The sequence below is a fragment of the Rhodococcus aerolatus genome (assembly GCF_054783215.1).
In genome coordinates, this window is sequence record NZ_BAAGQZ010000044.1 from 111,568 (window position 1) to 131,679 (window position 20,112).

Here is a 20,112-nt window from a genome sequence, read left to right on the forward strand (position 1 = left end):
TTCACAGCCCCAGCGAGCGGGCGACCAGCATCAGCTGCACCTCGGTGGTGCCCTCGCCGATCTCGAGGATCTTCGAGTCCCGGTAGTGCCGCGCCACCACGTACTCGTTCATGAACCCGTACCCGCCGTGCACCTGGCAGGCGTCGCGGGCGTTGTCCATGGCGGCCTCGCCGGCGACGAGCTTGGCGATGGACGCCTCGGTCTTGAACGGCAGGCCGGCCAGCATCCGCGCGGCCGCGTCGTAGTAGGCGGTGCGCGCGGTGTGGGCGCGGGCCTGCATCCGGGCGATGGTGAACGCGATGGACTGGTTGGCCCCGATGGGCCGGCCGAACGCCTCGCGCTCCTTGGCGTAGCGGACGGACTCGTCGACGCAGCCCTGCGCCACCCCGGTGGCGACGGCGGCGATGGCGATGCGGCCCTCGTCGAGGATGCGCAGGAAGTTGGCGTAGCCGCGGCCCCGCTCGCCGAGCAGGTTCTCCTCGGGCACGCGGACGTCGTCGAGCGAGAGCGGGTGGGTGTCGGAGGCGTTCCAGCCCACCTTGTCGTACGCCTTCTGCGCGGTGAAGCCCTCGGTGGGCACGGGCACCAGGAACGCGCTGATCTCCGGGCGGTCCCCGGCCAGGGTCCCGGTGACGGCGGTGACGGTGACCAGCCGGGTGATGTCGGTGCCGGAGTTGGTGATGAACTGCTTGCTGCCGTTGATGACCCACTCGTCGCCCTCGAGCCGGGCGGTGGTGCGGGTGCCCCCGGCGTCGGAGCCGGCCTGCGGCTCGGTCAGCCCGAACGCGCCGAGCGCCTGCCCGGTGACGAGCTGGGGCAGCCAGGTCGCCTTCTGGGCGTCGGTGCCGAAGCGGTGCACCGGCATGGCGCCGAGTGACACCCCGGCCTCCAGGGTCATGGCCACGGACTGGTCGACCTTGGCCAGCTCCTCGAGCGCGAGGCAGAGGGTGAAGTAGTCCCCGCCCATGCCGCCGTGCTCCTCCGGGAAGGGCAGCCCGAACAGGCCCATCTCCCCCATCTGCTTGACCACCTCGTAGGGGAACGTGTGGTCGTGGTCGTGCTGCGCGGAGACCGGGCGCACCACCTCGTTCGTGAACTCCCGGACGGTCTCGACGAGCTGGGTCTGCTCGTCGGTGAGCTGGGTGTCGAGCACGGTGGGTCTCCTAGCTGACGGGGGTGGCGAGGGCGGTGACGACGCGGGACGGGCTGGGCCGGCCGAGCCGGGCGGCCATCCACGTCGAGGTCTCGACGAGGGAGGCCAGGTCGACCCCGGTGTGGACGCCGAGGTGGTCCAGGGCCCACAGCAGGTCCTCGGTGGCGAGGTTGCCGGTGGCCGACTCCGCGTAGGGGCAGCCGCCGAGGCCGCCGGCGGAGGAGTCCACGCAGGTCACCCCGTGGCGCAGCGCGGTGACGGTGTTGGACAGGGCCTGGCCGTAGGTGTCGTGGAAGTGCACGGCGACGTCGTCGACACCCACCCCGGCGCCGGTGACGGCGTCGAGCACGGTGACGACGGACCCGGGCGTGCCGACGCCGATCGTGTCGCCGAGGCTGATCTCGGCGGCCCCGGCGTCGTGCAGCACGGCCGCGGCGCGGGCGACGGCGGCGGGCTCGACCGCTCCCTCCCACGGGTCGCCGAAGCACATCGACACGTAGCCCCGCACGGCCAGGCCGGCGTCGACGGCGTCGCGGGTGGTGGCGGCGAGGACGTCGAGGGACTCGGCGAGGCCGCGGTTGAGGTTGCGCCGGGCGAAGGTCTCGGTGGCGCTGGCGAACACGGCCACCTCCCGCACCCCCGCGGCCCGCGCCCGGTCGAGGCCGCGGCGGTTGGGGACGAGCACGGGCATGCGCACCCCGTCGGGGGCCGGGCCCAGCGCGGCCAGCACCTCGGCGGCGTCGGCCAGCTGGGGCACCCACTCGGGCCGCACGAAGCTGGTGGTCTCCACGGCGGTGTGCCCGGCGGCCAGCAGCCGGCGGAGGAACTCGACCTTGACGTCGGTGGGCACCAGCGCGCGCTCGTTCTGCAGGCCGTCGCGGGCGCCGACCTCGTAGACCCGGACCCGCTCGGGCAGGTCGGTCGCACGGGTCACCCCGGGGTCAGGCACCGGTCTCCTCCTCCTCCTGCACGTCCACCGTGGCCAGCAGCGCGTCGACGGCGACGGACGCGCCGGCCCGGACCTCCACCGCCGAGACGGTGCCGGCGTGCGGGGCGCGGATCGTGTGCTCCATCTTCATGGCCTCCACCACCAGCAACGGCTGGCCGGCCGTCACCTCGTCGCCCGCCGAGACGTGCACGGCCAGCACGGTTCCCGGCATGGGGCTGCGCAGCTGCGCCTCCCCGGCCGCGGCGTCGCGGGCGCGGTCGGCGGTGAGCTCGCGCACGGCCCAGGCGTCCCCGTCGTGGCCCAGCCACGTGGTGGCCGTGGCGGTGTCGGTGGCGACGAGCCAGCGGGTGGTGCGTCCCTCGACGGTCAGGGCCACCTCCCCGGGCCCGAGCTCGCGCAGGGTCGCGGTGCGCTCCGGGCCGTCGTCGACGGCCACCCGGTCCCCGCGCAGGGTGACCGCGCCGAGCGAGGTGGCCCAGCGCAGCGGGGCGTGCTCGCCGGGCCGCCACCCCGACGGCTGCGCCCACGGGTCGCCGTCCTCGGTGGGGTGGTGCGCCCGCGCGTGCAGAGCAAAGGCGGTGAGCGCGTCAGCCGGGTCGGGGGCGACGGTCAGCCCGGCCAGGTCGCGCTCGATGAGCCCGGTGTCGAGGTCGCCGGCGCGGACGTCGTCGTGGCGCAGCAGGGCGCGCAGGAACGCGACGTTGCTCGTCACCCCGAGCACGGCGGTGCGGCCCAGCGCGGCGTCGAGCCGGGCCAGGGCGGTGGCGCGGTCGGGGCCGTGGGCGATCACCTTGGCCAGCATCGGGTCGTAGGCCGAGCCGGTGTCGACGCCCTCGACGAGCCCGGAGTCGACCCGCACCCCGGGCCCGGCGGGCTCGCGGACGAGCAGCGCGGTGCCGCCCGTGGGCAGGAAGTCCCGGCTGGGGTCCTCGGCGTAGACGCGGGCCTCGACGGCGTGCCCGCGCAGCACCACGTCGTCCTGGGTCAGCGTCAGCGGCTCCCCCGCGGCCACGCGCACCTGCTCGGCGACGAGGTCCACCCCGGTGACGAGCTCGGTGACGGGGTGCTCGACCTGCAGCCGGGTGTTCATCTCCATGAAGAAGAACTCGTCCGGGTCGGCCGCGGCGACGATGAACTCGACCGTGCCCGCACCGGAGTAGCCGCACGCGCGGGCGGTCTCGCAGGCGGCGGCGCCGATGCGGGCCCGAGTGGCCTCGCCGGCCGCGTCCTGGCCGAACAGCGCCGAGGGGGCCTCCTCGACGACCTTCTGGTGGCGGCGCTGCAGCGAGCACTCCCGCTCGCCGAGGTGGATGACGCCGCCGTGGCCGTCGGCGAGCACCTGCACCTCGATGTGGCGCGGCGTGAGCACGTACCGCTCGAGGAACAGCGTGTCGTCGCCGAAGCTCGCCGCGGCCTCGCGCCGGGCGCTGACCAGCGCGGCGGGCAGGTCCGCCGCGTCGTGGACGAGGTGCATGCCCTTGCCGCCGCCACCGGCGGACGGCTTGACCAGCACCGGGTAGCCGACGTCGGCCGCCGCGGCGACGAGGTCGTCGTCGGTCATGCCCGGCTCGGACCGGCCCGGCACGACGGGAACCCCTGCCGCGCTGACGGTCCGCTTGGCGCTGATCTTGTCGCCCATGAGCTCGATGGCCGCGGACGACGGTCCGATGAAGACGATCCCGGCGTCCTCGCACGCCTTCGCGAAGCCGGCGTTCTCGGCCAGGAAGCCGTAGCCGGGGTGCACGGCCTGCGCGCCGGTCACGGCGACGGCGCGGAGCACCTCGGCGACGTCGAGGTAGCTCTCGACGCGGACGGCCGTGTCGGCCTCGCGGACGTGGCGGGCGGCGGTGTCGGCGTCGGTGTGGACCGCGACGGAGGTGGTGCCGAGCTCGCGCAGGGTGCGGAACACCCGGCAGGCGATCTCGCCGCGGTTGGCGACCAGGACGGTGTCGAAGGTGCGGGCAGCAGTGGTGGGCATCGCGCTCACATCCGGAAGACGCCGTAGCCCGTGGGCTCCAGCGGGGCGTGGGCGGCGGCGCCGAGGGCGAGGCCGAGGACGGTGCGGGTGTCGGCGGGGTCGATGACGCCGTCGTCCCAGATGCGGGCGGTGGAGTAGTACGGGTTGCCCTGCGTCTCGTACTGGTCGCGGATGGCCTGCTGGTCGACGTCCCCCACCGAGCCGAGCACCTGCGCGGCCTGCTCGCCGCCCATGACGGAGATGCGCGCGTTGGGCCACATCCACAGGAACCGCGGCGAGTACGCCCGGCCGCACATGGAGTAGTTGCCGGCGCCGAAGCTGCCGCCGATGACGACGGTGAGCTTGGGGACCCGTGCGCAGGCGACGGCGGTGACCATCTTCGCCCCGTGCTTGGCGATGCCGCCGGCCTCGTACTCCCGGCCCACCATGAACCCGGTGATGTTCTGCAGGAACAGCAGTGGGATCTTCCGCTGGTCGCACAGCTCGATGAAGTGCGCCCCCTTCACCGCCGACTCGGCGAACAGCACGCCGTTGTTGGCGACGATGCCGACGGGGTGGCCGTGCAGGTGGGCGAACCCGGTGACCAACGTGGACCCGTACTCGGCCTTGAACTCGTGGAACCGGCTGCCGTCGACGAGCCGGGCGACGACCTCGCGGACGTCGTAGGGGGTGCGGACGTCGGCGGGGACGACCGCGGCCAGCTCGGCGGGGTCGTGCACCGGGGGCTCGCTCGGCCGACGCTCCCACGGGGTGGGCGTCGGCGGGGCGAGGGTGTCCACGATGGACCGGACGATCGCCAGCGCGTGGGTGTCGTCGTCGGCGAGGTGGTCGGTGACCCCGGAGGTGCGGCTGTGCAGCAGCCCGCCACCGAGGTCCTCGGCGCTGACGACCTCGCCGGTGGCGGCCTTCACCAGCGGCGGGCCGCCGAGGAAGATGGTGCCCTGGTCGCGGACGATGACGGCCTCGTCGCTCATGGCGGGGACGTAGGCGCCGCCGGCGGTGCAGCTGCCCAGCACGGCGGCCACCTGGGGGATGCCGCGGCCGGACATGGTGGCCTGGTTGAAGAAGATGCGGCCGAAGTGCTCCCGGTCGGGGAAGACGTCGTCCTGGCGCGGCAGGAACGCCCCGCCGGAGTCGACGAGGTAGACGCACGGCAGGTGGTTGTGCAGCGCCACCTCCTGCGCGCGCAGGTGCTTCTTCACCGTCATCGGGTAGTAGGTGCCGCCCTTGACGGTGGCGTCGTTGGCGACCACGACGCACTCGCGCCCGGCGATGCGGCCGACGCCGGTGATGATGCCGGCGCCGGGGGCGTCGTCGTCGTAGAGGCCGTTCGCGGCCAGCGGGCTGAGCTCGAGGAAGGGGCTGCCCCGGTCGAGCAGGGTGTCGACGCGGTCGCGCGGCAGCAGCTTGCCGCGGGCGACGTGGCGCTCACGGCTGCGCTCGGAGCCGCCGCGGGCCGCGGTCGCGAGCCGCTCGCGCAGCTCGGTCACGAGCGCGCCCATGGCGGCGGCGTTGGCGCGGGCCTCGTCGGAGGTGGGGTCGAGCAGCGTGCCCAGCACCGGTGCCGGGCTCGTGGTCGTCGTCACGTCGGCGACGTTAGCAGACGTTAACACCGCGGTGTTAGCGATCGATAACCCCGTCGGGACCGTGCCACGATCGCGCCGTGCTCCTCGTCACCGGCGCCACCGGCTTCGTCGGCTCCGCCCTCGTCGCCCACCTGACCGACCGCGGCCACCGGGTGCGGGTGGTGGTGCGCGACCCGGCCCGGGCGGACGTGCTGCCCGACACCGCGGAGCGGGTGCGGGCCGATCTCGCCGACCCCGACGCGCTGGCCCGGGCCGTCGACGGGTGCGAGGGCGTGTTCCACCTGGCCGCGGCCGTGGGCGCGCCGGGCCCGGAGGCCCACGAGCTCAACGTCGGCGGCACCGCCCGGGTCGTCGAGGCCTGCCGGCGGGCGGGGGTGCGCCGCCTCGTCCACACCTCGACGAGCGCGGCGATCTGCGTGCCCGACCCGGACGGTCCGGGTGCGCTGGTCGACGAGGACGCGGCCGGCGGCACGGCGCTGACCGACACCTACTCCACGACCAAGGCCGAGTCGGAGGCCGTGGTGCTCGACGCGGTGCGCGACGGGCTCGACGCGGTGGTCGCCACCCTGGTCAACGTCTACGGCCCCTCCCCGCGCGGCCCGCTGAGCTACGACCAGCTCTTCGCCGCCGCCGCCCGGGGCGAGGTCGGCGAGGTCGTCGACACCCGCGTCGGCTGGGTGCTGGCCGACGACGTGGCCGCCGGTGAGCTGGCCGCCTACGAGCACGGCGAGGCGGGCCGGCGCTACGTGCTGTGCGGCGAGGTCGCGGCGTTCCCCCGCGTGCTCGACACCTACTGCGCGCTGGTCGGCAGCCCGCACCGCGTCCGGGCGCTGCCGCAGGGCAGCGAGCTGGTCGACCCGCCCCCGTTCGCCGAGCGCTCCGTGGTCTACGGCCACCTCGGCGGCTACCGGGTGCGCGACGACCGCGCCCGCGCCCTGGGGTTCGCCCCGCGCGGGGTGGACGAGGGCCTCGAGCTCACCGCGCGGTGGATGGCCGAGCACGGCTGAGGTTCAGGCGTCGGCGCTCACCCGGACGACCCGCACCGCCTGCGCCGCGGCCACCCCCTGGCGCGCGCCGAGCTCCGCGGCCGCCTCGCGCAGCACCTCCTCGGGCGTGCTGCCGAGCACCTCCCAGTACGTGGCGTGCGCGCGCAGGGCGGCCATGCCCCGGTCGATCGTGGCGCTGATGTCCACGGCGTGGGTGGCCTGCTCGTCACCGACGAGGCCGATCCACCGGACCCCGCCGAACGGCTCGAGGCCCAGGTCGCGGTGCACCCAGCGGTTGCCAGCGTCCCGCACGCCGTCGAGCAGGACCGCGGCGAGCGCGCGGTGGTCGGCCTGGTCGGGCACCCCGCCCCAGTCCTGCGACGCGGGGGCGAGGACCACGTCGGGGCGGACCCGGCGCACGGCCCGGGCGACCTCGCGGCGCAGCGGGAGCCCGGCCTCCAGCACCCCGTCGGGCAGGCCGGCGAAGGCCACGTCGTCCACCCCGACCGCGGCCGCGGCCGCGCGCTGCTCGGTCTCCCGCAGCGGCCCGGCCTGCTCGGGGTCGAGGGTGTCGATGCCGGCCTCGCCGCGGGTGAGCAGCAGGTAGGCGACGCGGGCCCCCCGGTCGGTCCACCGGGCGACGACGGACGCGACGCCGTACTCGAGGTCGTCGGGGTGCGCGGCGACGGCCAGCACGGTGGTGGCGTCGTCGGGCAGGGGGGGCAGCGGCACGGTCACGGACCCACCCTGGCACCCGGGGCCGACGAGTCGCGGCCGACGGTGCGCCGATCCGTGGCGACCGCGGTCCTGGGCGGCGAAGGGGTTAACGACGGCTAACCTCGGGGCGTGAGCACCCCCCGGCGAGAGCAGCTGCTGGGGGTGGCGGCCGGCCTCATGGCCGAGCGCGGCTACCACGGGGTGTCCATCAACGACCTCGGCGCGGCGGCCGGGGTGAGCGGGCCGGCGCTGTACCGGCACTTCGCCAGCAAGCAGGCCGTGCTCGGGGAGATGCTCGTCGGGATCAGCCGCCGGCTGCTCGAGGGCGGTCGGGCCCGGGCCGAGCAGGGCGTGGACGCGTTGCTCGCCTTCCACGCCGACTTCGCGCTCACCGAGCCCGAGCTGATCCGGGTGCAGGACCGCGACCTCGCCTCGTGCTCGGCCGAGGACGCCCACCAGGTCCGTCGGCTGCAGCGCGCCTACACCGAGGTGTGGGTGGCCGCGCTGCGCGTCGAGCTGCCGGGGCTCGGCGAGGACGAGGCACGGGCCCGGGTGCACGCCGTGTTCGGCCTGCTCAACTCGACGCCGTACGCCGGCCGGGGGCTCGACCGGGACCGGATGGCCGCGCTGCTGCGCTCGCTCGGGGCCGCGGCCCTGCGCACCCCCGCCTGACCCCCGCACTCCTCTGGCGGGTCCCCCAGCTCGTCGCGCTCGGCCGGGCCCCGGACCGCGCACTGCCCGCAGTTCGGGCGGCGGCCCGCGGGGCCCCGAGCGCAGTGCCCGCAGTGTGGGCACTGTGCCCGCGGGGGCCCGGGCACAGTGCCCGCAGTGTGCGGGGAGCGGGGCGTAGGGGCGGGGCTGCAGGAGCGGTCAGGGTGACCGTTCGTCCTGCGGGCACGACCGGTCGTCGCACGGGACGGTCAAGAAACGGTCACGGTGTGACGGGGGTCTCCACCTGGGGGAGGCGCGAGCCTGTGGCCCCGGTCACGCTGCCCGCCATGATCACGGTGACTGACCTCGCCGTCCGCTACGGCAAGGCTGTCCAAGCCCTGCACGGAGTGGACCTCGAGGTCCCGGACGAGGGGATCGTGGCCGTCCTCGGCGGCAACGGTGCGGGCAAGTCGACGCTGCTGCGGGCCATCAGCGGCACGCTGGGGCTGCACCGCGGCTCGGTGGTGAGCGGCGAGGTGACGATGGACGGCACCCGGCTCGACACGATGGCCCCGGCGCAGGTCGTCCACCACGGCGTCACCCAGGTGCCCGAGGGCCGCCAGGTGTTCTCCCGGATGAGCGTCGAGGAGAACCTCAAGGCCGGCGCGGCGACGGTGCGGAGCAAGTCCGACACCACCGCGGCCCGGTCGAAGGTGCTCGACCTGTTCCCCCGCCTCGGCGAGCGGCTGTCCCAGCGCGCGGGTCTGCTCTCCGGCGGTGAGCAGCAGATGCTCGCCATCGGCCGCGCGCTGATGAGCGGGCCGAAGGTGCTGCTGCTCGACGAGCCGTCCCTCGGCCTGGCGCCGAAGATCATCACCCAGATCGGCGAGATCGTGACCGAGATCAACCGCACCGGGGTGGCCGTCGTCCTGGTGGAGCAGAACGCCACCATGGCCCTCTCGGTCGCCCACACCGCGACCGTCCTCGAGGTCGGCCGGGTGGCCACCTCCGGCACCGCGGCGGACCTCGCCGACACCGACGACCTCGCCCGGCTCTACCTGGGCGGGCACGCGGAGTCCGACGCGCAGGCCCACGAGGAGGAGGAGGCGGCCGAGCTCGCCGTCCACTCCAGCGGTCACCGCGGCCTGGCCCGGTGGCAGGGATGAGCACCCCCACGCCCAGCCGGGCCCGCCGCCCCGAGGCCTCCGGGCGCCGCGACGACGTCCCCGCCCTGCACCTCGACGAGCTCACCGTCCGCTTCGGCGGCATCACCGCGCTGGACTCGGTGTCGACCACCGTCGAGCCGGGCACGGTGCACGCGCTCATCGGGCCCAACGGCGCGGGCAAGTCGACCTGCTTCAACGTCGTCAGCGGCGTCTACTCCGCCACCTCCGGGCACGTCCGGCTCGGCGACAAGGACATCACCGGCACCCCGGCGCACGCCCGCGCCGGGCTCGGCATCGGCCGCGCGTTCCAGAACATCGCGCTCTCCCCCACCTCCACGGTGCTGGACAACGTGATGCTCGGCCGCCAGGCGCTGACCCGGGGCGGCTTCGCGGCCGCGGCGCTGTACCTGCCCGGCATGCGCAAGTCCCAGAAGCGGCACGCCGCCCGGTGCGCCGACATCTGCGACTTCCTCGGCATCGGCCACGTGCTGGGCCAGCCCGCCGGGACGCTGAGCTACGGCGACCAGAAGCGCGTCGACATCGCCCGCGCCCTCGCCGTGGAGCCGACCCTGCTGCTGCTCGACGAGCCCGCGGCCGGCATGAACGCCACCGAGACCGCGGCCATGGCCGCCACCATCCACGAGGTCCGCGACACCCTCGGCATCTCCGTGCTGCTCGTCGAGCACGACATGAGCCTGGTCATGGACATCGCCGACCGCATCACCGTCCTCGACTTCGGCCGGCGCATCGCCGACGGCACGCCCGCCGAGGTCCGTGCCGACCCCGCCGTCATCCGCGCCTACCTCGGGGGCGCCGACGACGACAGCGACGACGCGGCCGACGACACCCCGGCTGGCACCCACCGCAGCCCCGACAGCACAGAGCTGGAGACCGCACCGTGACCACGTTCCTGCAGCTGGTGGTGAACGGCCTGGGCAAGGGCGCGGTCTACGCGCTGCTCGCCCTGGGCTTCGTCATCATCTACAAGTCCACCGAGGTGGTGAACTTCGCCCACGGGGCGCTGGTGATCCTCGGCGGCTACGTCGTGGTGGTCACCCTGCCCACGCTGGGCTGGTTCCCGGCCTTCGTGCTCGGGGTGGCCAGCGCCGGCCTCGGGGCGCTGGTGCTCGAGCGGCTGCTCATCTCCCGGGCCCGGCTCGCCGACGCGAACAGCCTGGCGCTCATGACGATCGGGATCGACGTCGTCATCACCGAGGAGGTCATCCGCCGCCTCGGGGTCGAGCTGCCCTTCCTCGGCGAGCCGTTCGACGCCAAGCCCATCCAGGTCGGCGACCTCACCATCTTCCGCACCCAGCTGGTGGCGCTGATCGTCGGCGCCGTGCTCATCACCGCCTTCTTCCTCGCCTTCAAGTACACGAGCTGGGGCATCGCGATGCGGGCCCAGGCCGAGAACAAGGAGGCCGCGGCGCTGATGGGCATCCGCTCGTCCCGCGTGACCGCCACGGCGTGGTTGGTCGCCGGGGCGCTGGCCGGGATCGCCGTGGTCTTCATCGCCACGCAGGACTTCTCGGGCATCGGCCTGGGCCGCACCACCCACTCGGTGGCGCTGGCGGCGTTCCCGGCCGCGATCATCGGCGGGCTCGACTCCACCCTCGGGGCCGTCATCGGCGCGATGGTCGTCGGGGTCACCGAGGCCCTGTCAGCGCAGTACATCTCCTACGACTTCTCCAAGAGCGCGGTCTTCATCGTCATGCTCGTCGTCCTCGTCGCCCGGCCGTCCGGGCTGTTCGGCACGAAGGAGCTCTCCCGTGTCTGACACCCTGACCCGCCCCACCGCCGGGGCCGCCCCCGCACCGGCCACCCCGTCCGGACCGCCGCTGTGGCGCCGCCTGCTGGGCCCGGTGGTCGCCGTCGTCGCGCTCGTCGTCCTGCTGGCGCTGCCGCTGTACCTGACCACCGGCTACCTCAAGGCCGGGCAGTACATCATGATCGGCGCCGTCGGGGCCATCGGCCTGACGCTGCTCATCGGCCAGGCCGGGCAGCTCTCCTTGGCCCACGGCTTCTTCCTGCTCGCCGGAGGCACCACCTACACCGTGCTGTCCGGGGAGTCGACGGAGGACCTCGTGGGGTTTGGCCTGCCCCCGCTGGTCGCGCTGCTGGCCGCGGCGCTGGTCAGCGCCCTGCTGGGGCTGGCGTTCGCGCCCGTCGCCGGCCGGGTGCGCGGCATCTACCTGGGCATCGCCTCGCTGTCGCTGGTGTTCATCGGCCTCTACGTCGGCCAGCGGTACTCGGGCCTGACCGGGGGCACCTCGTCGGGCCGGCGCCCGGAGACGTTCTCGCTCTTCGGCTTCTCCTTCGGCAGCTCGGACCCCGACCTCTACGTCCTCGGCGTGGAGTTCGGCCGCACCGAGCGGCTCTGGTACCTGTTCCTCGCCCTCACCGTCATCGCCTACCTGCTGGCCCGCGGCGCGGTGCGCAGCCGCCCCGGCCGGGCCTGGCGGGCGGTGCGCGACAACGAGTCCGCCGCCGCCGTGATGGGCGTGAACGTGGTGCGCACCAAGGCCGTCGCGTTCGCGGTCTCCTCCGGGTTCGCCGGCGTCGCCGGGGCCATGACGGTCATGTGGCTGACCATCCTCAAGCCGGACGAGAGCGAGTTCGGCACCTACGGCATCAACGCCTCCATCGCGTTCCTGGCCATGGTCATCATCGGCGGGCTCGGCTCGATCCCCGGCGCGGTCGTCGGCGCCGTGGTCGTCAACGGCCTGCCGCAGTTCCTGGCCCTGGCCACGGCCGACCAGGCCACGACGGCCAGCGGGGCGTTCACCCCGGTGTTCATCACCCAGATGATCTACGGCGCCGCGATCGTGCTGCTGGTGCTGCTCGAGCCCCGCGGGCTCGTCGGCCTCGGCCACCGGCTGCGCGACGCCACCACCCGCTCGGGGCGCAGCTCCCCGGGCCGCGGCCGCGGCGGGTCCGCGGCCACCCACAGCACGGCCGACGGTGCTCCGCCGCCGGCCACCACCTCGCAGGATGGAGACAAGTGACCGTGACCAACAACTCGACGCAGCGTCGCGCTGGGTTCGGCCGGAGCCGACGGGTCGCGGCCGTGGCCGCCCTCGCCGCCGCCACGCTGACCCTCGCCGCGTGCAGCACCAAGGCGCCCGACAGCTCGGGCGGCAGCAGCGGCGGCGGGGGTGGGGCCGGGGCGATCAAGACCGACGTCGGCGTCACCGCCGACACCATCAGCCTCGGCGCCTTCACCGACCAGTCCGGGGTGTTCAAGAACCTGGGCCTGGGCATCGTGCACGGCAACCAGCTGTGGGCCGACTCGGTCAACAACGCCGGCGGCATCTGCGGCCGCAAGGTGGCCATCGAGGTCGCCGACCACGGCTACAAGGCCGACACCGCGACCACCCTGTACCCGGGGCTGTCGGAGAAGGTCCTCGGCTTCGTGCAGATGCTGGGCTCGCCCGTCGTCGCGGCGCTGGGGCAGAACCTGCAGGAGGACAAGCTCACCGCCATCCCGGCGTCGTGGTCCTCCGAGCTGCTCTCCAACCCCTACATCGCCATCGTGGGCACCACCTACGACCTCGAGATGATCGACGGCATGTCCTACCTGCAGCAGCAGGGCAAGCTCAAGGACGGCGACAAGGTCGGCCACATCTACATCGACGGCGAGTACGGCAAGAACGGCCTGCGGGGCGCGCAGTACTACGCCCAGCAGCACAACATCTCCATCGTCGAGGGCAAGATCGCGTCCACCGACACGGACATGACGAACATCGTCACCGGGTTCAAGGACCAGGGCGTCAACGCCATCCTGCTGACGGTCGCCCCGTCCACCACGGCCTCGACCCTGGCCGCCAACGCCGCGCTCGGGCTCAACGTCCCGGTCATGGGCAACAACCCCACCTGGGACCCGGCGCTGCTGCAGTCCCCGGCCAAGGACGCCCTGGGCAACCTCTACGTCTCCGCCAGCTCGGTGCCCTACTCCTCCGACGTGCCCAAGGCGCAGGAGGTCGCGAAGGCCTACGAGGCCAAGTTCACCGAGCCGCCCAACGCGGGCATCGACGTCGGCTACGCCGAGGGCATGGTGTGGCAGGCGTTCCTGGAGAAGGCCTGCACCAACGGCGACATGACCCGTGAGGGCCTGCACACCGCCGTCGGGCAGACCACCTCGGCCAGCACCGAGGACCTCGTCGCCCCGCTGGACTTCTCCAACCCGGGCTCGCCCGCGACCCGGCAGGTCTACATCGCCCAGCCGGACGCGTCCGCCCCCGGTGGGCTCAAGCAGGTGCAGCCGCTGTTCGAGGCCCCCGAGGCCGCGTCCTACGTGGCCCCGCACCAGAAGTAGTCCCCCGCTCCACCGCTCGAGCCGACGGGCCGGGCCTCCCACACCGGAGGTCCGGCCCGTCGGCCGTGCGGGCTCAGCCCGGCAGCGCGAACGGGTCGTAGACGTGGCTCGGCGGGGCCGGCCGCCGCTCGACGAGCGCGTCGGTGAGCAGCGTGACCAGCGTCTGCAGCTGCACGTCGACGGAGGTGACCTCCTCGTCGGCCCCGTCCAGGGCGCGCGCGGCCAGCCCGGCCTTGCCGTCGATGAGCCCGGCGATGCGGGCGTCGAGGGTCTGCGCGGCGATGATGCGCCACGCGGTGACGGGCTCGGTCTGGCCGATGCGGTGGCTGCGGTCGATGGCCTGGGTCTGCTCGGCGTCGGTCCAGGACAGCTCGGCGAGCACCACGTCGGAAGCCACCTGCAGGTTGAGCCCCACCCCGGCCGCGGTCAGCGAGCACACGGCCACGGCGACCTCGGGGTCGGTGACGAACGCGTCGACGTTGCGCTGGCGCACCGTCGGCGTCTGGTCGCCCCGGATCGAGGCGTACCGCACGCCGCGGGCGGCGAAGGTCTCCTCGGCGGCATCCATGACGTCGACGTGCTTGGCGAAGAAGACGACCTTGCCCGCGCTGCGCGCCAGCTGGGCGGCGTAGTCCGCCGCCAGCCCCGCCTTGGCCCGGCCGATGCGCCGCATCACCGCGAAGACGTTCTCCCCCACGATGTCCGGGCCCGCCTTCTGCTCCGAGCGGGCCACCCGCAGCACCAGCTCGTGGTCGATGCCGTCGTCGAGGGGGTCGGGGGTGCGGGTGCTCGGGCCGCGTCGGGCCAGGGCCGTCTCGTAGCGCTCGACGAGCCGCGCGGCCAGCGCCTGCTCCGCTGCCCGGATGGTGCGGCCCGCGGGGCCGTCGAGCTCGACGGGCAGGTCGGCGACGCGGCGGGCGGGGATGTCCGCGGCCACGTCGACCTTGCGGCGCCGCACGATGCCCTGGTCGACCACGCACTGCCGGGCCGCGGCGGCGAACCCCGGGTCGGCCGGGGTCAGCCCGGTGTCCTCCAGCGCGTCGAGCAGCGCGCCGACGGGCCGGGTCTCGTCCACCCAGCCCAGGAACTGCCAGATGACCCGGAAGTCCTCGATGTCGTTGATCAGCGGGGTGCCGGTCAGCGCCATGAGCAGCGGGGCGGGCCCGCGGGAGCGGATGCGCTGGGAGAGCTCGAGCACGTGCCGCGAGCGCTGCGCGGACTTGTTCTTGATGAAGTGCGCCTCGTCGACGACCATCCCGCGGAAGCCGAAGTCGCCGACCCAGCCCACGTGGCGGTCGAGGACCTCGTAGTTCACGACGACGATGTCGGCGAACCCGTCGATGGTGTCGCCGTCGCCGTTGATCACCGTCGTCCGGCGGTGCGGCGTCCAGCGCTGCGCCTCCCGCGCCCAGCTGGTCTTGACCACGCTCGGCACCACGACCAGCAGCGGGTAGGCGTCCGCGGCCTGGGCGGCGAGCAGCGCCTGGGCCGTCTTGCCCAGCCCCGGCTCGTCGGCGAGCAGGAAGGTGCGGTGCCCCTCGGCGGCGGCCGCGACGAGCCGCGCCTGGTGGGGCATCAGCTCGAGGCCCTCGGGGGCGCGGACCCAGGACGGCCCGGGCAGCGTCATGCACGCCGGGGAGCCGGCGCCGGCGCGCTCGAAGGAGCGCAGCAGCGGCTCGATGAGCTCCCACCCGGCCAGGCGGCGCGGCACGGACACCGTGGCGCGCGCGGCCTCGAAGTCGGGGGCGAGGAAGGGGTTGGCGAGCTGGCGGGAGATCACCGACTGCGGCACCACCTGCCGCTCGGGCGCGGCGCCCACCGCGGTGGCGACCGGCGCGGCCGGCTCAGTGGTGAGCTCGGGCTCGCTGCGGCCCAACAGCTCCCGGGTCCTGGCGCGGGCGGCGGGCGAGACGGTCGCGTCGTCGGAGAGCAGCGCCAGCAGGCCCGCGTCGCGCACCGCGGTGCGGGCCAGCAGGGTGCCGGTGCGGTCGAGCCGCTTGAGCTGCTCGCCGCGCTTCGCCGAGCCGATCGTCTCGTCGGCCCCGACCCGGTCGCGCTCCGCGCGCACGGCGAGGGCGACGGCCTGGAACGTGGTCCGCACCGTGGCGGTGACCCGGCCGCGCTGCACGGCGGTCTCGACGTCCTGGGCGGCGCGGGCGAGGGTGCCGACCACGTCGGTGTCGCGGGCGGCGGGTCGCCGCTGCCGGGCCCCGCCGCGAGCCCTCGTAGGGCGCTGACCGGACCGTGCCACTCGTACCTCCCTGACCTCGCACCACGACCGGTCGGTCGTGGTGCCGCCCGCACGTCCCCACGGACGTCGGCACCCGTCGCGGCCGGCGCGGGGCCGGCGGACGGGCTGCGGGTGCACCCTCCCCCGGGTGGGCCGGACGGCCACGACCAGGACGGGCGAGCACCCCTCGGGGTCCACCACCTCGGACCCGCTACGTGCAGTTTACGGCGTCGCCGGGGGTTGCGCCCCGCACCCGGGCCCCGACCGGGCGCTACGGTCTGCGGCCATGGCCCCACCGACCCGTCTCGGCACCCCGCGCAGCCCCGGCGCGACGCGCGTCATGCTCCTCGGGGCGGGTGAGCTGGGCAAGGAGGTCGTCATCGCGCTGCAGCGCCTCGGCGTGGAGGTCGTGGCCGTCGACCGCTACGACGGGGCGCCGGGCCAGCAGGTCGCCCACGCCCACCACACCCTCGACATGACCGACGCCGCGGCGCTGACCGCGCTGGTCGAGCAGGTGGCACCGGACCTCGTCGTGCCCGAGATCGAGGCCATCGCCACCGACGCCCTGCTGGCCCTGGAGCAGGCCGGGACCACCGAGGTGATCCCCACCGCGCGGGCCACCCGGCTGACCATGGACCGGGAGGGCATCCGCCGCCTGGCCGCCGAGGAGCTGGGCCTGCCGACCTCGCCGTACCGCTTCGCCGACTCGCGCGCCGAGCTGGCCGCGGGGGCGGGCGCGGTCGGCTACCCGTGCGTGGTCAAGCCGGTGATGAGCTCGTCGGGCAAGGGGCAGTCGGTGCTGCGCTCCGCCGACGACCTCGACGCGGCGTGGGAGCACGCGATGTCCGGCGGCCGGGTCGGGGGCGGGCGCGTCATCGTCGAGGGCTTCGTCGACTTCGACTACGAGATCACCCTGCTCACGGTGCGCGGGGTCGGGGGCACGGAGTTCTGCGAGCCCATCGGGCACCTGCAGCGCCAGGGCGACTACGTCGAGTCGTGGCAGCCGCAGGCGATGAGCGCCGCCGCGCTGGCCGCCGCGCAGGACGTCGCCCGCCGGGTGACCGACGACCTCGGCGGGCGCGGGGTGTTCGGGGTGGAGCTCTTCGTCCGTGGCGACGAGGTGTTCTTCTCCGAGGTCTCGCCCCGGCCGCACGACACCGGCCTGGTCACCCTGGCCACGCAGCGGCTCAGCGAGTTCGAGCTGCACGCCCGCGCCTTCCTGGGCCTGCCGCTGGACACCACGCTGCGCTCCCCCGGCGCCTCGGCCGTCATCTACGGCGGGGTGGACGCCGCGGGCATCGCGTTCGAGGGCGTGGCCGAGGCGATGGCCGTGCCGGGGGTGGACCTGCGGCTGTTCGGCAAGCCGGAGAGCTTCGTGCGGCGCCGCATGGGGGTCGCGGTCGCGGCGGCCGACGACGTCGCCACCGCCCGGGAGCGCGCCACCCGGGCGGCGGCGCTGGTCCGGCCCGTCCGCGCCTGACCCCGGGCCTCCCACCGCGAGCGCCGGTGTGTGGTGCCCGTTCGGGGGTCCGACGCCGCGACACACCGGCGCTCGGCGGGGTCAGAACAGGGTGTGCGCGGCGAGCTCGGCGACCATGAGCACACTGGCGTGCGGCCCGCGGCGCGGCACCGTCGGCAGGACCGAGCCGTCGACCACCCGCAGCCCGTCCACCCCGCGGACCCGCAGCCGCTCGTCGACCGGGGACGCGCTGGTGCGGCCCAGCGCGGCCGTCCCGCACGTGTGCTGCGAGGTGCCCAGCCGTGCGGCGACCCACGCGTCGAGCGCGGCGTCGGGCCCGTCGGCCACCTCGTCGGCCGCGGTCGCGCCGGCCACGCCGCCGTCGAGCAGCAGCGCCCGGGCGGCGCGGACGCCGTCGCGCAGCACGGCCCGGTCGTGCGGGTCGGCCAGGTAGGCGAGGTCGACGTGCACCCCGTCGTCGGTCACGGTGAGCGTGCCGCGTCCGCGGGGGGCCATCGCGGCGACCCCGACGACCAGGTCCCCGGGCGCGCCCGAGCCGGGCACGAGGCGGTCGAACCCGGCGACGTAGGGCCGCAGCTCGAGCTCGTCGCCCGCCGGGTGGACGGCCACCTCCAGCCCCGCGCGGTGGGTCCCGTCGACGGGCACCGCGGGGGTCCAAGTCAGCGGCAGCTCGGGGTGGTCGGACAGGCCCTCGACGTGGTGCGGGCCCAGGCCGGAGCGGGCGAGCAGCGCCGGGGAGGCGAGCGCGCCGGCGCTGAGCACCACCTCGTCGGCGTCGACGACGGTGCCGTCGGCCAGCTCGACGCCGGTGGCGCGGCCGTGGGCGTGGACCACCCGGCGGACGACGGCGTCCCCGCGGACGACGAGGCCGTGGCGCAGCACGGCGGGCACGGCGGCGGCCAGGCCGAGGTTCTGCCGCACCCCGTCGCGGACGGTGAGCGGGACGGGGCCGACGCCGTGCGCGCCGGGGGCGCTGAGGTCCGGCTGGGCGGGGTACCCGGCGGCGAGCGCGGCGGCGGTGACGGCCGCACTGACCGGGTGGTACTGCTCTGCAGGCGTCCGCGCAACGGGCACCGGCCCGCCGCTGCCGTGCCCTGGGGTGCCGCCCAGGTCGGCGTCGTCCTCGGCGCGCACGCACGCGGCGGTGGTGGCCTCGACCGACCACAGCGGCCCGCCGACCTCGGCCAGCTCCTGCAGGTCCGCGGTGGTGGCCCGGACGAGGTAGCCGCCGTTGACCGCGGACGACCCACCCAGCGCCCGGCCGCGGACGAGCACGGTCGTCCGGTCGGCCGTGAGCCGCGCGGGGACGTCCCAGATCCACCGGCTGCCGGCCGCGGCGGGGATGACGCGGGCGTCGAGCAACGCATCCGGCCAGCCCTCGACCCCGCCGGCCTCGAGCAGGCACACCGAGCGCGTGGCCGAGAGCCGGGCGGCGAGCAGGCAGCCGGCCGAGCCGCCGCCCACCACCACCACGTCGTAGCCCACGGACCCATCCTCCCCGCCCGCGCCGGGCACGGTCGGGCAGCACCCGTCGTCACCACGACCACGCCCGCTGCCCGATCGCGACCGAAGCCGTCGCCGGATGCACGTTTCCCCGGTTCCCGGCGCCGGTCGGGCAGCACCCGTCGTCACCACGACCACGCCCGCTGCCCGATCGCACCCAGGGCCGCCGCCGGACGCACGTTCCCCCGGTTCCCGTGCCGGTCGGGCAGCACCCGTCGTCACCACGACCACGTCTGCTGCCCGATCACGGCTGGCCCCGGCCGATGCCCAGTTGCGTAGGAACCCCCACGTCCGGGCGGGGGTCCCGGACGTCCCACCGTCATGGACGAGACAGCGCTGCACCGGACTCTGGCCACCCACGCCGGGGTGGTGACCCTCGCGCAGGCGCGGGCCGCGGGGTTCACCGCCACCATGATCAGCGACCGCGTGTGGGCCGGGCGGTGGCACCGCGTCGGTCCGCGCACCTACCAGGTCGCCGGGCACGACTTCGGCGACGAGGCCCGGCTGCGGGCGGTCGCGGCGTCGACGGACGGCGTCGTGCACGGCCTGGCCGCCGCGTGGTGGCACGGCCTCGTCGCCCGGGCCCCGGAGACGCCCACGGTCACGGTGCCGCCCGGGAGCTGCCCCCGACCGCTCGACGGGGTGCGGGTGCGCCGGCGCGACCTCGACCCGCTCGACGTGGTGGAGCGCCACGGCCTGCGGGTGACCGGGGTGCCGCTGACCGTGCTCGAGGCGGCGGTCGCGATGCGGGGCGGCTCGACGTTCCTCGACCGCGTGCTGCAGCGCGACACCTCGCTCGGCGCGCTGCTGCGGGCCCACGAGCGCAACCTCGGCCGCACCGGGTCGGCGGCGGCGGGTCGGCTGCTGGCCGCGGCGACGGACCCGGGCAGCTCGGCCGCGGAGCGCCTCCTGCTGCGGCTGCTCCGCCGGGCAGGGGTGCGTGGGGCCCGCTGCGCCTACCCGGTGGCGGGGTACGAGGTCGACGTCGCGTTCCCGCTCGCCCGCGTCGCCGTCGAGGTCGACGGGTGGGCGTTCCACAGCGACGCGGTCCGCTTCGGCCGCGACCGGGTGCGGCAGAACGTGCTCGTCGCCGACGGCTGGCGGGTGCTGCGCTACACCTGGCACCACCTCAACGACGAGCCGGACCGCGTGGTCGCGGAGATCGCCGCTGCCGTGGGGGCGACGTCGACGCGCTGACCGGTCGCGATCCGGCAGCGTCCGTCGTCACCACGACCACGCACGCTGCCCGATCGGCCGGACCGCGCTCGGCCAGGCGATCGGCTGCCGGTCGACGGGCGATCCGGCAGCGCCCGTCGTCACCACGACCACGCACGCTGCCCGATCGGCCGGACCGCGCTCGGGCGCGCAGTCGGCTGCCGGTCGACGGGCGATCCGGCA

16 protein-coding genes are annotated in these 20,112 nt (G+C 75.2%); 9 read left to right on the top strand and 7 right to left on the bottom strand.

What is annotated here, in order from left to right; genetic code table 11:
- Position 1: 1 nt before the first annotated feature.
- The 4 genes from ACYVOF_RS16165 to ACYVOF_RS16180 are packed head-to-tail and all read right to left on the bottom strand — an operon-like array spanning position 2 to position 5,582.
- Positions 2-1,153, bottom strand: a complete 1,152-nt coding sequence (locus ACYVOF_RS16165; RefSeq protein WP_460868234.1) for an acyl-CoA dehydrogenase family protein — start codon at positions 1,151-1,153, stop codon at positions 2-4.
- Between the two features lie 10 nt (positions 1,154-1,163).
- Positions 1,164-2,102 (bottom strand): hydroxymethylglutaryl-CoA lyase, encoded by a 939-nt coding sequence (locus ACYVOF_RS16170; RefSeq protein ID WP_460868237.1) that lies wholly within the window; start codon positions 2,100-2,102, stop codon positions 1,164-1,166.
- A complete protein-coding gene (locus ACYVOF_RS16175) occupies positions 2,095-4,080 on the bottom strand; it encodes an acetyl/propionyl/methylcrotonyl-CoA carboxylase subunit alpha (protein ID WP_460868238.1) in 1,986 nt (661 codons plus the stop codon). Before ACYVOF_RS16175 ends, ACYVOF_RS16170 begins: the two co-directional genes overlap by 8 nt.
- Positions 4,081-4,085: 5 nt before the next feature.
- Positions 4,086-5,582 (bottom strand): carboxyl transferase domain-containing protein, encoded by a 1,497-nt coding sequence (locus ACYVOF_RS16180; RefSeq protein ID WP_460868487.1) that lies wholly within the window; start codon positions 5,580-5,582, stop codon positions 4,086-4,088.
- A 161-nt stretch (positions 5,583-5,743) separates the two neighbouring features.
- Here ACYVOF_RS16180 and ACYVOF_RS16185 point away from each other — a divergent pair, with 161 nt between their 5' ends.
- A complete protein-coding gene (locus tag ACYVOF_RS16185) occupies positions 5,744-6,673 on the top strand; it encodes an NAD-dependent epimerase/dehydratase family protein (RefSeq protein WP_460868239.1) in 930 nt (309 codons plus the stop codon).
- A gap of 3 nt (positions 6,674-6,676) precedes the next feature.
- Here the strand turns inward: ACYVOF_RS16185 and ACYVOF_RS16190 are convergent, their stop codons facing one another.
- Positions 6,677-7,390 (bottom strand): PIG-L deacetylase family protein, encoded by a 714-nt coding sequence (locus ACYVOF_RS16190; RefSeq protein WP_460868241.1) that lies wholly within the window; start codon positions 7,388-7,390, stop codon positions 6,677-6,679.
- A gap of 108 nt (positions 7,391-7,498) precedes the next feature.
- Between ACYVOF_RS16190 and ACYVOF_RS16195 the strand changes: the two genes are divergently transcribed.
- The 6 genes from ACYVOF_RS16195 to ACYVOF_RS16220 all read left to right on the top strand — a co-directional run bounded on the left by ACYVOF_RS16195 (position 7,499) and on the right by ACYVOF_RS16220 (position 13,501).
- Entirely contained in the window at positions 7,499-8,041 is a 543-nt protein-coding gene (locus ACYVOF_RS16195) for a TetR/AcrR family transcriptional regulator (RefSeq protein ID WP_460868243.1), read from the top strand.
- A gap of 326 nt (positions 8,042-8,367) precedes the next feature.
- Positions 8,368-9,186: an ABC transporter ATP-binding protein gene (locus ACYVOF_RS16200; protein ID WP_460868244.1), complete on the top strand. Its 819-nt coding sequence runs from the start codon at positions 8,368-8,370 to the stop codon at positions 9,184-9,186.
- A complete protein-coding gene (locus ACYVOF_RS16205) occupies positions 9,183-10,088 on the top strand; it encodes an ABC transporter ATP-binding protein (protein ID WP_460868246.1) in 906 nt (301 codons plus the stop codon). The genes ACYVOF_RS16200 and ACYVOF_RS16205 overlap by 4 nt, the downstream gene beginning before the upstream one ends.
- On the top strand, positions 10,085-10,963 hold the full coding sequence (locus ACYVOF_RS16210; protein ID WP_460868248.1) for a branched-chain amino acid ABC transporter permease: 879 nt from the start codon (positions 10,085-10,087) through the stop codon (positions 10,961-10,963). The genes ACYVOF_RS16205 and ACYVOF_RS16210 overlap by 4 nt, the downstream gene beginning before the upstream one ends.
- A complete protein-coding gene (locus ACYVOF_RS16215; protein ID WP_460868250.1) occupies positions 10,956-12,191 on the top strand; it encodes a branched-chain amino acid ABC transporter permease in 1,236 nt (411 codons plus the stop codon). Before ACYVOF_RS16210 ends, ACYVOF_RS16215 begins: the two co-directional genes overlap by 8 nt.
- Positions 12,188-13,501, top strand: coding sequence for an ABC transporter substrate-binding protein (locus ACYVOF_RS16220; RefSeq protein ID WP_460868251.1), 1,314 nt, complete (start codon positions 12,188-12,190; stop codon positions 13,499-13,501). Before ACYVOF_RS16215 ends, ACYVOF_RS16220 begins: the two co-directional genes overlap by 4 nt.
- Positions 13,502-13,574: 73 nt before the next feature.
- On the opposite strand, the gene ACYVOF_RS16225 is transcribed toward ACYVOF_RS16220, so the two are convergent.
- Positions 13,575-15,674: a DEAD/DEAH box helicase gene (locus tag ACYVOF_RS16225; protein ID WP_460868253.1), complete on the bottom strand. Its 2,100-nt coding sequence runs from the start codon at positions 15,672-15,674 to the stop codon at positions 13,575-13,577.
- A 343-nt stretch (positions 15,675-16,017) separates the two neighbouring features.
- Here ACYVOF_RS16225 and purT point away from each other — a divergent pair, with 343 nt between their 5' ends.
- Entirely contained in the window at positions 16,018-17,211 is a 1,194-nt protein-coding gene (gene purT / locus ACYVOF_RS16230; protein WP_460868255.1) for a formate-dependent phosphoribosylglycinamide formyltransferase, read from the top strand.
- An 81-nt stretch (positions 17,212-17,292) separates the two neighbouring features.
- On the opposite strand, the gene ACYVOF_RS16235 is transcribed toward purT, so the two are convergent.
- Positions 17,293-18,696 (bottom strand): GMC family oxidoreductase N-terminal domain-containing protein, encoded by a 1,404-nt coding sequence (locus ACYVOF_RS16235; protein WP_460868256.1) that lies wholly within the window; start codon positions 18,694-18,696, stop codon positions 17,293-17,295.
- Positions 18,697-19,035: 339 nt separating this feature from the next.
- Between ACYVOF_RS16235 and ACYVOF_RS16240 the strand changes: the two genes are divergently transcribed.
- Entirely contained in the window at positions 19,036-19,911 is an 876-nt protein-coding gene (locus tag ACYVOF_RS16240) for a DUF559 domain-containing protein (protein ID WP_460868258.1), read from the top strand.
- The last annotated feature ends 201 nt before the right edge of the window (positions 19,912-20,112 follow it).